The organism is Plantactinospora sp. CA-294935, from assembly GCF_050936445.1.
Classification (GTDB): Bacteria; Actinomycetota; Actinomycetes; order Mycobacteriales; family Micromonosporaceae; genus Plantactinospora.
The window spans coordinates 9,354,127-9,366,733 of the sequence record NZ_JBNJMU010000001.1; the positions used below are offsets into that span (position 1 = coordinate 9,354,127).

General features: G+C 74.0%; 13 protein-coding genes. 3 read left to right on the top strand and 10 right to left on the bottom strand.

Going from position 1 to position 12,607, the window contains the following annotated elements; all coding sequences use genetic code 11:
- Positions 1 to 73: 73 nt before the first annotated feature.
- Positions 74 to 1,075, bottom strand: a complete 1,002-nt coding sequence (locus ACQEVC_RS40570; RefSeq protein WP_432889013.1) for a DUF4034 domain-containing protein — start codon at positions 1,073 to 1,075, stop codon at positions 74 to 76.
- A 614-nt stretch (positions 1,076 to 1,689) separates the two neighbouring features.
- Between ACQEVC_RS40570 and ACQEVC_RS40575 the strand changes: the two genes are divergently transcribed.
- On the top strand, positions 1,690 to 2,331 hold the full coding sequence (locus ACQEVC_RS40575; RefSeq protein WP_432889015.1) for an RNA polymerase sigma factor: 642 nt from the start codon (positions 1,690 to 1,692) through the stop codon (positions 2,329 to 2,331).
- Positions 2,332 to 2,342: 11 nt separating this feature from the next.
- The gene (locus tag ACQEVC_RS40580; RefSeq protein WP_432889017.1) at positions 2,343 to 3,155 is read left to right on the top strand and encodes a hypothetical protein; all 813 of its coding nucleotides are present in this window, start codon (positions 2,343 to 2,345) and stop codon (positions 3,153 to 3,155) included.
- 86 nt (positions 3,156 to 3,241) lie between these two features.
- Here ACQEVC_RS40580 and ACQEVC_RS40585 read toward each other — a convergent pair whose 3' ends face one another.
- The 4 genes from ACQEVC_RS40585 to ACQEVC_RS40600 all read right to left on the bottom strand — a co-directional run bounded on the left by ACQEVC_RS40585 (position 3,242) and on the right by ACQEVC_RS40600 (position 7,037).
- The gene (locus ACQEVC_RS40585; protein WP_432889019.1) at positions 3,242 to 4,213 is read right to left on the bottom strand and encodes an ADP-ribosylglycohydrolase family protein; all 972 of its coding nucleotides are present in this window, start codon (positions 4,211 to 4,213) and stop codon (positions 3,242 to 3,244) included.
- 88 nt (positions 4,214 to 4,301) lie between these two features.
- Positions 4,302 to 5,336 (bottom strand): questin oxidase family protein, encoded by a 1,035-nt coding sequence (locus ACQEVC_RS40590; protein WP_432889021.1) that lies wholly within the window; start codon positions 5,334 to 5,336, stop codon positions 4,302 to 4,304.
- A 74-nt stretch (positions 5,337 to 5,410) separates the two neighbouring features.
- The gene (locus tag ACQEVC_RS40595) at positions 5,411 to 6,052 is read right to left on the bottom strand and encodes a hypothetical protein (RefSeq protein WP_432889023.1); all 642 of its coding nucleotides are present in this window, start codon (positions 6,050 to 6,052) and stop codon (positions 5,411 to 5,413) included.
- Positions 6,053 to 6,194: 142 nt separating this feature from the next.
- Entirely contained in the window at positions 6,195 to 7,037 is an 843-nt protein-coding gene (locus ACQEVC_RS40600; RefSeq protein WP_432889025.1) for a class I SAM-dependent methyltransferase, read from the bottom strand.
- 211 nt (positions 7,038 to 7,248) lie between these two features.
- Here ACQEVC_RS40600 and ACQEVC_RS40605 point away from each other — a divergent pair, with 211 nt between their 5' ends.
- Entirely contained in the window at positions 7,249 to 7,494 is a 246-nt protein-coding gene (locus ACQEVC_RS40605; protein WP_432889027.1) for a hypothetical protein, read from the top strand.
- Between the two features lie 180 nt (positions 7,495 to 7,674).
- On the opposite strand, the gene ACQEVC_RS40610 is transcribed toward ACQEVC_RS40605, so the two are convergent.
- From ACQEVC_RS40610 to ACQEVC_RS40630, 5 genes are all read right to left on the bottom strand, one after another.
- Positions 7,675 to 8,445 (bottom strand): IclR family transcriptional regulator, encoded by a 771-nt coding sequence (locus ACQEVC_RS40610; RefSeq protein WP_432889029.1) that lies wholly within the window; start codon positions 8,443 to 8,445, stop codon positions 7,675 to 7,677.
- 172 nt (positions 8,446 to 8,617) lie between these two features.
- Positions 8,618 to 9,637, bottom strand: coding sequence for a PDR/VanB family oxidoreductase (locus ACQEVC_RS40615; protein ID WP_432889031.1), 1,020 nt, complete (start codon positions 9,635 to 9,637; stop codon positions 8,618 to 8,620).
- Positions 9,638 to 9,766: 129 nt separating this feature from the next.
- Complete coding sequence (locus ACQEVC_RS40620) at positions 9,767 to 10,030, bottom strand: hypothetical protein (protein ID WP_432889033.1); 264 nt, start codon at positions 10,028 to 10,030, stop codon at positions 9,767 to 9,769.
- Positions 10,027 to 11,079, bottom strand: a complete 1,053-nt coding sequence (locus ACQEVC_RS40625; RefSeq protein WP_432889035.1) for a Rieske 2Fe-2S domain-containing protein — start codon at positions 11,077 to 11,079, stop codon at positions 10,027 to 10,029. The genes ACQEVC_RS40620 and ACQEVC_RS40625 overlap by 4 nt, the downstream gene beginning before the upstream one ends.
- A 162-nt stretch (positions 11,080 to 11,241) precedes the next feature.
- Complete coding sequence (locus ACQEVC_RS40630) at positions 11,242 to 12,501, bottom strand: FAD-dependent oxidoreductase (RefSeq protein WP_432889037.1); 1,260 nt, start codon at positions 12,499 to 12,501, stop codon at positions 11,242 to 11,244.
- Between the last annotated feature and the right edge of the window lie 106 nt (positions 12,502 to 12,607).

Genomic DNA, 12,607 nt, shown 5'->3' on the forward strand with positions numbered 1-12,607 from the left:
CCGGCGGAAGCCGTCGGGCAACGAATTCCGGGAGAAGTGCGACAGCGATTTTCACGCCGTTTCCGTTACACGGCTACCGGGGCGGCTCGTGCCGGTTGGCGAAGGCGATGTCCCGCCAGGTGGCGAACCGGCCGGCGGGGTCGCTGCCGCTGGAGTAGTACCACGGCCACTCGGTCACGTTCTCGCCGATCGCGTCGAAGACGGCGGCCGCCGCCGGATAGTCCTCGGCGAAGGAGAAGGCGAGCGCGAATGAGTTGAACGGGCTGGGCCAGCCCGGCCGGCGACGGTACTCCGGGTGCCAGATCGACTGCTCGGCCGCCGCTCGCAGTTCGGCGCGTACCTGCGGACTCATGATGTACGGGTCCTTCTCCTCGCTGGGCAGGTCCAGCCAGTGCTCGATGTGCGCCACCGCGACCAGCTCCGGCAGCAGGCTTCCGGCCGGCGCCCTGGCCGCCGCCGTACGCGCGAAGTCGAACATCTCCTCCGTGCTGCCGAACCACTTCCGGCAGAGGAACTGGAGCATCTGCTGGTGTGCCACGAGGTGCGTGGGATGCCGGCGGACCACCTGCGCGAAGCGGTGCATCGCCTCCTCCCGGCCGACCTGACGGCCTCGTGCGGCGGTCACCAGGAAGGTCCACGCGGTCGTGTCGTCGGGGTCGCGGTCCACCACCTCGTCGAGGCAGTTCTCGGCCATCCGCAACCGGTCGAAGAAGCCCGTGAACTGACTCTGGCTGGTGTGGTCGGCGGTGGCGCCGCCGCGTGCCTCCCAGGCCCAGTAGACGGCGTGGCAGCCGCGTACCAGCGTCGGGAGGGTGGAGTGCGGCTCGGCGGCGACCCACTCCTCGATCCAGTCCTGCACCCCGTCGACGTCCGCGCAGACGCCCAGATAGAACGCCCGGTCGTCGGGGTGCTCCACCGAGGTGAGGAAGTCACGGGCGGCCATCCAGTTCCGCTGCTCCAGCGCGGCGCGCAGCCACGCCGCCCCCCGGTCGCCCTTGGCCTTGTCGACCGGCGGCGCGGCACTGGCCGGACGTTCCGGCGACACCGCGATCTGCTTCTTACGGAACGGCCACATCACCGTCTCCCCTTCCCTGTCGTCGACGCGCCTCCCGCGCCTTCCCCACCAGGTCCGGCCCGTACCGCAGGCGTCGCGGACGCCCCGGCGGTCCGTTGTCGAAACGCAGAGGCTACCGAGCGTCGTGCCGGGCGGCAGCCGGGGCCGCCCCGAATTCGCGGGGACACACCGCTGAGCGCGACCGGCGACGAACGCTCCGTCACCGTCGGGCGGGAACTCGGCGTCGCGGCCGCGGAACGAAGCCCTTCACCTGAACCGCGGGGCGCTCACGCACCGCGTCTGACCTTGCGGTCCACAGCGCCGCAAGGGGGAGGTGGAAAGGTTCAATGGTCGGCGACAGCGCCAGACGACGGAATCGCGTTACCGGGACGCACCGTGCCGGCGGGCGGAGATATCTCACTCGTTCCGGAGCGGCCACGACTTGCCTACGGAGTCGGCCCGCACCTAGCGTGGGACGGCGATCACGTGGACGGGGGACGACCGGTGCGGATCGGGATCCGACGACAACGCACGGTACGACGAGACGCTGCGGAATGCGCTCCGGTATCCCGTCATCACGTCCGGACGGCACCCCGGGCGGACGGGGCCGGAGCGACCCGTACCGGAGCTGAGCCGTGCCGGCCGAGCTGACCGCCCTGGTCCGGTCGGCGCAGCAGGGCGACGAGTACGCGTTCCGGATGCTCTACCGGGAACTCCAGCCAGGACTGCTGCGGTACCTGACCGTGCTGGTCGGGCCGGACGCCGAGGACGTGGCATCGGAAACCTGGTTGCAGATCGCCCGCGACCTGACGACGTTCGCCGGCGGGCCGGGCTTCCGGGCCTGGGCCACCCGGGTCGCCCGCAACCGGGCGCTGGACCACCTGCGCCACCAGCGCCGCCGGCCGACCCTGCCGGTACCGGTCGAGGCGCTCGCCGAGCTGCCAGGCGCCGAGGACACCGCCGCGAGTGCCGACGAAGGACTGGGCACCGACACCGCCGTCGCGCTCATCGCCACCCTGCCGCGTACCGAGGCCGAAGCGGTGCTGCTGCGTACCGTCATCGGGTTGGACGCCGAGAGCACCGCGCGGGTGCTCGGCAAGCGACCGGGAGCCGTCCGCACCGCCGCCCACCGGGGGCTGCGCCGGCTGGCCCGCGTCCTGGCGGCGCAGAACGGGCAGGACGCTGCCGTGCAGCCGGCCGGCGCCGGACCGGCGGACGGGCAGGTCGCCGACGTACGGTCCGGCGAGGATGTCGAGGCTGGACAGGGATGGCGCTGAGAGAGATGAGAATGATTTTCCGTCGACGCGGTCGGCCCGATCCGGAAGCGGCGGAGCGGCTACTCGACGCCGTCGCGGCCGGCGCCACCGGGTTCCGGCAGGCGCACGGCGACGTCCCGGACCCGCTCGCCCACCTGCTCGCCGTCGCGGCGGCGCCGGCCCGACCCGGAGAACTCCACGGCGAGGACGCCGCGGTGGCGGCGTTCCGGGCGGCCCGCGACGGCCGGACCATGGCCTCGGCGGCGACACCCCGGACGACCGAGACCCGCGAGGCCCTGGCCGGTACCGCCGCCGGTCCACCTGCCGAGCGGCGCCGGCTCACCGCCGGCGCCCTCGGCTGGATCGCCGTGGCCGTCGCCACGCTCACCGCGGGCGTGGCGCTGGCGGCAGAGATCCCCGCACTGCGTCCCGCCGGGCCACCCAGCGGCACGCCGAGCGCCGATGCCGGCCCGTCGGCGGTGCGGACGTCAGCGCCGCCGACGACCGGACCGGCGCCGAGGCCCACCACGACCGGCACCGAGCCGCCGCTCGCCGAGCCCGGCCGGCCGGGCCAGACTCCCCCGCCGCAGTCGCTCGTGGCGCAGTGTCGGGCCTTCCTGACCAGGGGTGGCCCGGACGGCTCCTCAGCCCGCCGGCCGCCCTCCGCCGCCCTGGTCCGGGCGGCCGGCGGCCGAGACGGGGTCGACGACTACTGCCGACGCCTGCTGGCCACCGACCCGGAGCCGGGCCCGAACGAGCCGCACCGGCCTCCGGGCAGGGATGTACCGCCCGATCCGCCCGGTCGGATGCCCGGTCAGGAACACGGCGGCAACGGTTCCCGCTGAGCCACCACCGGCCGGCCCCCCTCGGACAACCGCCGAACCAGCAACCGCCGAACCAGCAACCGCCAGACCAGCAACCGCCGAACCGGTTATCGCCGGCCGGCGAGAGGGCCGTCGTCCGAGGGTCGGTCGACCCAGCCGGGCAGCGCCTCCCGGGCGGCCAGCCAGGCCGCCGGCACGCCGACCGTGTCGGGCCGGTCACCGGTCCCGGTGTACGCGGCCAGCACGCCGCCGACGATCGCCCCGGTGGTGTCGACGTCCCCACCGGCGGCCACACACGCGGTGATCGCGGCCGGATAGTCGCCGAGGTGGGTCGCGGCGACCCAGAGCGTGAACGGGACGGTGTCCTGGGCGGTCACCCGCGAGCCGTTCCCCAGTTCGTACGCCGCCTCCTCGACCGTCACCGCCGTGCCGGTGAGCAGTCGGCGGGCCCGTTCGACGCCCCGGCGTAGCTGCCCGTCGATCAGGTACGGCTCCAGCCGGTCGAGGAACTCGGGCGCGGACGGGCGTACTCCGGTGAGCCGGGCCGCTCCGGCGTGCGCGGCGGCGACCGCGACCAGCACGGCCCCGGCGATCCCCTCGGGGTGGGCATGGGTCACCTCGGCGGACCGGATCGCCTGCTCGGCCGCCCGACGCGGCCGGTCGGCGTGGTAGGCGCCGAGCGGAGCCACCCGCATCGCGGCGCCGTTGCCGCAGGAGCCCTCCCCACCGAACGCGTCCCGGGCCGCTTCCCGCCACGGCACCCCGTCCCGGATCCGGTGCAGGATCACCACCGCACCCGCCCCGTAGCCCCGGTACGGCTCGCAGCGCTCCGCGAACGCGGCGGCGAGCCGGTCCTGGCCGATCTCGCCGTGCGCCGCGAGTTCGGCCACCACCGAGCAGGCCATCTCGGTGTCGTCGGTCCACTCCCAGGGGCCGGCCGGCGGTCGACCCGCGGCCAGATCGGCCGGCGACCGGCCAACCATGAAGAACTGCGCGCCGAGCGCGTCACCGACGGACAAGCCGTGCAGGCTGTCGTAGCAGAGGTCGAGCCGGGCCGGCTCGTGCAGGACGAAGGACATCGCTCCGATCATGCCCCAGTCCGGTCCGGATCCGCCCGCCCGGTGGCCCACCGCCGAGTGAGGGTTTTCCGGGCGCGGTGCAGCGGGTTCAGTCCTCGGTCAGCGGCCGGATCGACTCGGCGACCAGGTTCGGAAGCGTCGGGTCACCGCTGCGGGCGTACGTGTCGATCGCGGTGTCGACGAACTTGATCGCGTGCTCGTCACCGGAGTCCACCGCCCGGCTCCACGCCTCGTCGAGCCGCCCGCCGGACCGTACGGCCGGCAGGGGGCGCGGGTCGGCCGGCGCGTAGGCGGCGGTGACCGCGGCCGTGGCGGCCCAGGCCGCGGCGAGGCTCGGCTGCCACAGTGCCGCCGGCAGCGCGGGCAGGGTACGCAGCACCGCGTTCGGGGCGGTCGCGGCGTGCACCAGCATGATGGGGTTGCCGTGGCCGTGGCTGCCGTACCGGACGACGGCGGCGTCGACGACGGCCGCCAGCCTGGCCGGGACGGTCGCGCCCGGGTCTCCGGGAACCGCTCCGGCGGCGGCCGGCCACTCGGCCGATCCGGCGAGCTGGGCGAGCCGGGACCGGATCCCGAACCGCTGGTCGGGCACTCGCGGCACCCGGTCGAGCGCGGTTCGGGGGTCGGTGGCCGGGTACGGCCCGGTGCCGGGTGGGGCGAGCGGTTGCCACCGGGCCGCCCAGTAGGCGAGTCCCGCGCCGAGTTCGGCGATCCGGGGCGGCGTCTCGGCGTCGCGCAGCGCGCGTACGGCGTGTCCCACCCGGATCACGCCGTGGGTGGCTCCGGCGGCGATGCCGGGCAGCAGCCGGGGCCACCAGCGGACCAGCACCGCCCGCCAGGGTTCGCCGGCCAACTCCCGGGCGAAGTAGTCCAGCCAGTCGCCGGCCCGGGTGGGGTCGCCGAGCGGGTCCCGCCACTGCGCGACCGGGATCGGCGAGATTCCCCGGGGTCGCTCCGTCAGCCGGTCGGTGTAGCGGTCCAACCAGCGGTGAACCCGGGACCCGTACCCGTGTCGGGCCAGGGCTTCCGCCGCCATCGGGGCATGGTTCGACAGCCAGCCGTCACGTTCGGGGCCGGTGTCGCGGAGCCGCTCGTACGCCTCGTCGATGGTGAAGTCTGCCATGGTCACCAGGTTGCAAGTTCAACCTCGCTTCACGTCAACCCACCGGCACCGCAGGTCGGCCGGAGGGTGCCGGGTCAGCGTCGGCAGGCCTTCAGCGAGGTGCTGGTCCGGGCGGTACGGGTCGAGCCGTCCTTGAACTTCGCCGTCGCCGTGATGGCGATGGTGCCGCCCGCCGAGTTGCGCGGCTCGGCCCGGAACGGCCCGAGGCTGGTCAGCCAGGTCCCCCGGTCGCTGCCGATGGTCCGGGCGGATCCGCTGCCGTCGAACGGAACCACGGTGTTCACCCGGTAGCGGAACGACACCGACGAGACGTTGCCGGCCGCGCCCACCCGGACCTGCACCAGCCCGAAACTCGGATTGCCACAGCCCTCCTGGTGCAGGCCGGTGAAGTTCTGCGCCTGGCCGAACCCGCCGGTCACCCTGACCGTCACCGTCGTCTGCTCGCCCATCGTGCGGGCCCGGCGGGGCGGCGCGCTGCTGGCCGGCGGCCGGGTGGTCCGGGCCGCCGTGGGCCTCGGCGTGGGGGTCGGGCTCGGACTCGCGTCGGTCGGGGTGGGCGCCGCCGACGAGGAGTCGGTGGCCGGTACGCCCTCCGACCACTGTGGACGTCGGGCCTCCTGGCCCGCGCAGGCCGTCGAGAGCGACAGGGCCGCCGCGCACGTCACGGCGAGCAGGACGCCTGATCGGGTACGCCGAAAGTTGAGGACAGTCACCATGATCCCATCGGTCGTGTTGGCCCCATTTCGCGGCATCAGCCGGCCCTGACCGTAGTCCTGTCCCTCGATGTCGCCAAATCCACACCGGAAAGTGGGACAAGTCAGCACTTCAGTAAGCTGGCGCCGCGCCGGCCACCCGGGACTACGGCCGCCACAGCACCAGCTCGACCTCCCGGGCGCGCTCGGCGAAGCGCCCGGCCGGTGCCGCCGTACGCAGCAGCCGTCGCAGGTCCCGTTCGAACTCCGGGCGCCGTCCGGCGAAGAGGTGCGGCGCGGCGTACGACAGCGAGAAGACCGCCGCCACCACCTCGTCCTCGGTACGCTCCCGCACGATGCCGCCACCGACGGTCAACCGGCGCGGGCCCCGGTACCCGGCGGCGCGCATCACCCCCTCCTCGCCGCCCGCCGTGCCGGCGGGCAGCACCCCCTGACCGGCCCGGCGCACCGGACCGAGATAGCGGGTGACCAGCGCGTCGATCTCGTCGTGCGGCGGGCGGGGAAGCGGAAGCGGGTCGGTGCCGTCCACCCCCCGATGGGTGGTGGCGCCCACGTGCACCCAGACCCCGTCGGCGCCGAGCATCGGGCGTATCGCGCGGGCGACCCGGGGGCGGTCGAGCCAGTGGAACGACTGCGCGAACGTGACGACCCGGAACGTGCCGAGCCCGGCGGGCAACTCCTCGGCCCGCAACCGCTGCCACCGCACGTTGCCGACGCCGGCCTCGCGGGCCGCCCGCTCGGCCCGCCGCACCATGTCCCGGTCGGCGTCGATCCCCAGCACCGACGAGAAGAGCGGTGCCAGCAGCAGGGTCAGCGAGCCGGGTCCGCAGCCCACGTCGAGCAGCCGGCCACGGCCGTCGAGCCGGAGTTCGGCGGCCAGGGCGTCGGCGACCGTCGCCGGGTACGGCATCCGGCCGACGGCGTAGTGGTCCGCACTGCCGGCGTAGAGCGTCTCGTCCCACTGGAATGCGGACGGCTGTCCCGGCACCGCACCACCCTACGCCCGAACAGGACCTCCCGGCCGGAAACGGCGACCCGGGCGGCGGCCCGGATGTCGTAGAATCACTCCCGTGACGGTCGGGTCGGCGCCACGGCGCCATGCGCAGACGGGTTACCCGATGGTCGCGTGATCCGGCCGCGGGCGCGCGGCCCGCCGCCCTCTCCCCCAGATCTCCGTGAGGTCCGGGTGAGGAGAGGAGGTGATCACATTGACTCGGACGAACACTCCTGCCGGCTGGGACGACTTCCTGGGTCGGCACGCCGTCGGCGACGCCGTCGCGGTGACCGTCACCAGGACGCTGCCGTTCGGTGCCCTGGTCGAGACCGTCGAGGGCGTTCCCGGCCTGCTCTGGAAGGCCGGCCCGGTGGACGTCGGCACCCGGCTTGAGGCCCGCCTCGACGCCATCGACCCGATCCAGCGGCGGGTCAGCCTGGTCGGCGCCTAGATTCCGCCGACGGCACCAGTCCCGCCAACTGGTCGGACCGTACCGACCGGCTCCGGCGCGACCGCGCGGCTGTGCGCCTGGCAACCCGGCGCACAGCCGCCCGGCTGCCGTCCCGTCCCGGATCGACCGGGACCGGCGTCCCACCACCGAGCGGCACTCCCTGGGACAGATCCACGCCGGCTACTCGGCCCCGGGGTCGCGGCGGCCCGGCCGGACGGCCGGCAGGGCGGGGGCGCGCAGCGCCCGGGAGATGCCTCGGGCGGCGGCCCGGACGACCGGGATCAGTCCGGCGCGCTGCGGGCGCGGCGCCCGGACCACGACCGAGACCGCGGCCACCACGTCCCCGGTAGGGCCGTACACCGGGGCGCCGATCGACAGCGCGTCCATGGTCACCTGCCGGTCGCTGATCGCGATCCCGGTCCGCCGGACCTCGGCGAGCACCCGGCGCAGCTCCCGGGCGGAGACGATGGTCCGCTCGGTGAATCGCTGCAACGGCGCGTCGAGCACCGCCTCCTGCACGTCGGCCGGGGCATGGGCCAGCAGCACCAGGCCGACGCCGGTCGGCGGCATCGCGAACCGCCCGCCGACCCGGGTCAGCACCGGCACCGCGCTGTGCCCGGCGATCCGCTCGACGTACACCACCTCGAGGCCTTCCCGGACGGCGAGCTGGACGTTCTCCTGGGTCACCTGGAACAGGTCCTCCAGGAACGGCAGCGCCGCCTCGCGGAGCCCGAGGCCGCGCGGTGCGAGCGAGGCGATCTCCCACAGCCGCAGCCCGATGCGGTAGCGGCCGTCCGCGCCCCGTTCCAGCGCGCCCCAGCCGGCGAGGTCGTTGACCAGCCGATGGGTGGTGGTGAGCGGCAGCCCGGCCCGGCCGGCCAGCTCGGTGAGGGTCAGGTCACGGCGGTCCGGGGTGAACGCCTCGAGCAGCCGCAGCGCTCGTACCGTCACCGAACCCGTCCCCGACGGCGTCCCGTCCGACACCGCCACCCCCAAGCCGTACGCACCCACTACCACCAGCATATTCGCCGGCCGCGTGGCCGAGATCCGCCGTGCCGCCCCGGCCGGCACACCGGGCTCGCGCCGCCGCCGTGGCCCACCGTTGCCGGTACGGGCCCGGTGGTCAGAGGTCGAGCACGAGTTTCGGGGTACGGGACCGGGACACGCAGATCATCATGGTGTCGTTGGCCGCCTGCTCCTCGTCGGTCAGCAGCGAGTCCCGGTGCTCCGGAATCCCGGCGAGCACCGGCGTCTCGCAGGTGCCGCAGGTCCCCTCCTGGCAGGAGGAGAGCACCGGAATTCCGGCCTCCTCGACGACCCGGAGGATGGACCGGTCCGGTGGCACCGCCAGGGTCCGGCCGGACCGGGCGAGTTCCACCTCGAACGACTCCCGCCGGACCGGTTCGTCGAAGGTCTTCGGCGCGAAGCGCTCGACCCGGAGCGTTCCGGCCGGCCAGTGCCGGCAGTTCGCCTCGACCGCGCCGAGCAGGGGTTCCGGGCCGCAGCAGTAGACCAGCCGTTCCGGATCGGGCTCGGCGAGCAGCGCCGGCAGGTCGAGCAGCCCGGTCTCGTCCTGCGGCCGGATCGAGACCCGGTCGCCGTACCGGTCCCGCAGCTCGGTCCGGAACGCCATCGAGGCGCGGGACCGGCCGCCGTAGACGAGCCGCCAGTCGGCACCGGCCGCCTCCGCGGCCGCCAGCATCGGAACGATAGGGGTGATCCCGATCCCGCCGGCGATGAAGAGGTACCGCTTCGCGGGCAGCAGTGCGAAGTGGTTGCGCGGGCCCCGGACGCGTACGGTCGCGCCCACCGGCAGCCGGTCGTGCAGGTACGCCGAACCACCGCGACCGCCGCTCTCCCGCAGCACCGCGACCCGCAGCTCGGTGCGGTCCGCCGGATCTCCGCAGAGCGAGTACTGCCGGACGAGGTCCGGCCGGAGCAGCAGGTCGACGTGGGCGCCGGGTTCCCAGGACGGCAGCGGTGCTCCGGCGGGATGCCGCAGCCGGAGTACGACGACACCGTCGGCCGCCACGGTCTTGGCGGTCAGCAGCAGGTCGAGTTCGGCCTCACCCGCGGCGGGCGCGGTCGGGCCGTCGGCGGTGAGGATCGGGGTGTCGGGATCGAGCTCGGTGTCGCTGGGCATCGGTTTCGGCCATTCGGTCGGGGACGGACGGCAGGGCCCCGCCCAGGCGGGGACGGACGGCAGGGCCCCTCCCAGGCGGGGACGGACGGCAGGGCCCCGCCCAGGCGGGGACGGACGGCAGGGCCCCGCTCAGGCGGGGACGGGTTGGCGGTCCCGGACCGCTCCGGTCGGTCCGTCGACCGGCTCGGGGTGCACCGGACGGTCCCCGCCGTGGCTGTCGGGGTGCGCGAGCAGCCAGGCCCACAGCTCGATCGGGTCCTCGGCGTCGTGCGAGGTGCCGCAGAAGCAGAAGCCGCGCAGCCGGTCGGTGCCGAGCACCCACTCGACCCGGTACACCCGGGGGCCGGTGAGCATCCGGCCGGGTGCACCGGTGCCGCCGCTCCGCCCGGTCACGACGTCACCGCGCCCTCCGGCCGGCTCCGCTCGGCCATCCGCTTGAGGATGCGGCGGGCCGCCAGGCCGCCGGTGTCGATGTTGATGCTGAGTTCCTGGTAACCGTCCGCCTCCTTGACGAGTACCTGTTCGAGGAGGTTGAGCGCGGTCACGTCCTGCATCACCACCGTGTGGTTGCTGGAGTGCAGGAACCGGGAGACCTCCTCGTCGCCGAGGGCGAAGTCCCGGGCGACGGCCCAGAAGTCGTACGTGGTGTGCTCGGTGGACGGGGTGATCGCGTACACCACCTCGACGTGGAACGCCTGGTCGTCCGGGCCCTCGGCCGGCGGGTAGTTGCCCTGCGGCGCGATCCGGCTGTGCAGCAGGTAGAGGCACGGCGGGTGGTACTCGATGTCCTGCCAGCGGGTGATCCGGCCCTCGATGCCGGTCGACCTGGCGTAGAACGGCGGGCAGGCGGCGTCGTCCATGTGCCGGCTCACGTAGACGATCCCGGAGTCCTCGTCGACCTCGGTCTGGATAGGCGTCTCGGCGACCTCCGGGGTGCCGATGTATCCGCCGTGCAGGTAGGTCTCGTGGGAGAGGTCCATCAGGTTGTCGACCAGCAGCATGTACCGGGCGTTCAGCGGCTCCATCCCGCACACCGTGGTGTAGTCCGGGTCGGCCAGCCAGGGCGCCCGGGGAATCAGCGCCGGGTCGGCCTTGGCCTTGTCGCCGATCCACACCCAGACGAACGAGTCCTGTTCCACCACCGGGTACGCCGCCACCCTGGCGGTACGCGGGATCCGCTGCTGGCCGGGGACGAAGACGCAGGAACCGCCGCGGTCGTAGGTGAAGCCGTGGTAGCCGCAGACGATGGTGTCGCCGTCGAGCCGGCTCTCGGAGAGCGGGAAGCGCCGGTGCACGCACCGGTCGGCGAGTCCGACCGCCTCGCCGCCCTCGGTCCGGTAGAAGACGATCGGCTCGCCGAGGATGGTGCGGCCGAGCAGTTCCCGCCCGACCTCCCTGCCGTATGCGGCGACATACCACTGGTCGCGTACGAAGGCCGTCATGGCGACTCCTTGGAGAAGCGGGGAATCTTCTCCTCGGAGCATGTCGAGCGCTCGGTCGGCCGGGAAGTACGTCTTCCGGATAACGGAAGGGCAGCTACGGAGCCGCCGCATCCGGGACGGGTCGCGCTGCTGCGTCCACGGTGGGCGGCCCGACGGACCTGCTCAGCCGGCTTCTCCGTCGGTGCCGACCGGGGCCGGTGGCCGGCGGGCGAACGGCGGCGCGTGCTCGGGGCGTACGCCGACGCCGATCAGGTAGGCCGGACCGACGGACACGACCGGGAACCGCCGGAGCAGGGCCAGCACCGGCCGGGGCGGCCCGGCCCGGCGCCCGGCCAGGATCGGGGTGACCAGATTCCGGTGCAGGAACTGCTGCAACCGCTGCACCAGGATGGTCGGTAGCAGCCGCCGGGACCGGACGGCGGCCAGGTCGGTCTCGGTCACCGTGCCGCGCCGGAGTGGCTCGGCGAGCAGCGTGGCGGCGGCGACCGCGTCCTGCACGGCGAGGTTGATCCCGACCCCGCCGACCGGCGACATCGCGTGCGCCGCGTCCCCCAGGCAGAGCAGCCCGGACACGTGCCAGCGGTCGAGCCGGTTCAGCCGTACGTCGAGATGCTTGACGTCGTCCATCGAGGTGATCGCGTCGACCCGGTCGGCGAAGCCGGGAGCCAGTTCCGCGATGTCGCGACGGAACTGTTCGACCCCCGCGGCCCGGATCCGTGCGTCGCTGCCCTTCTGGGCGATGTAGGCGATCTGGAGATAGCCCTCCCGGGGGATGACCACGGCGAACCGGCCGGGACCGACCCGGGGGGTGAGCCCGGCCGGGTCGTCGTGCGGGTCACGGGGCAACCGGAACCACCAGGCGTCGATCCCCACCGGAAACTCCCGGACCGGCAGGTTGGCCTGGTCCCGGGCGAGCGACCACCGGCCGTCGCAGGCGACGGTCAACTCGGCGCGCAGCTCACCGGTCTCGCCGTCCGGCCCCCGGTAGCGCACGCCCAGGACCCGGCCGTCCTGCTGGATCAGCTCGGTCACCTCGGTGCGCATCCGCAGCCTGAAGGAGGGCTCGGCCGCGCCCGCCTCGGCGAGCAGGTTGAGCAGGTCCCACTGCGGCACCATCGCGACGTACCGGTACCGGGTCTTCAGCCGGCGGAAGTCGGCGATGACGATCTGCCGGCCCGGCGCCACCGGGAAGGCGACCTCGTCCAGCCGGCTCTGCGGCAGGGCGGCGAACCGCTCGCCGAGGCCCAGTTCGTCGAGGAGTTGCAGGGTGGACGGGTGCACCGTGTCGCCCCGGAAGTCGCGCAGGAAGTCGCCGTGTTTCTCCAGCACCGTCACGTCGACGCCGGCCCGGGCCAGCAGCAGCCCGAGCACCATCCCGGCCGGTCCACCGCCGACGACGACGCAGGTCGTACGCTCGTCCACCGCGATCACCTTATTCAACGGGCGATGAATTATGCGCACACGGTACTCCCGGCGCAGCGAAGATCGCAACTGTCCACCAGCCGGTACGGCAGCTCGGCGCCGCACC

Bases quoted from the DNA above. Each gene is read 5' to 3' on its own strand.
- ACQEVC_RS40570 (WP_432889013.1), bottom strand. From the start codon at position 1,075: ATGTGGCCGTTCCGTAAGAAGCAGATCGCGGTGTCGCCGGAACGTCCG.
- ACQEVC_RS40590 (WP_432889021.1), bottom strand. From the start codon at position 5,336: ATGGCAGACTTCACCATCGACGAGGCGTACGAGCGGCTCCGCGACACC.
- ACQEVC_RS40615 (WP_432889031.1), bottom strand. From the start codon at position 9,637: ATGCCCAGCGACACCGAGCTCGATCCCGACACCCCGATCCTCACCGCC.
- ACQEVC_RS40625 (WP_432889035.1), bottom strand. From the start codon at position 11,079: ATGACGGCCTTCGTACGCGACCAGTGGTATGTCGCCGCATACGGCAGG.
- ACQEVC_RS40595 (WP_432889023.1), bottom strand. From the start codon at position 6,052: ATGGTGACTGTCCTCAACTTTCGGCGTACCCGATCAGGCGTCCTGCTC.
- ACQEVC_RS40585 (WP_432889019.1), bottom strand. From the start codon at position 4,213: ATGTCCTTCGTCCTGCACGAGCCGGCCCGGCTCGACCTCTGCTACGAC.
- ACQEVC_RS40580 (WP_432889017.1), top strand. From the start codon at position 2,343: ATGATTTTCCGTCGACGCGGTCGGCCCGATCCGGAAGCGGCGGAGCGG.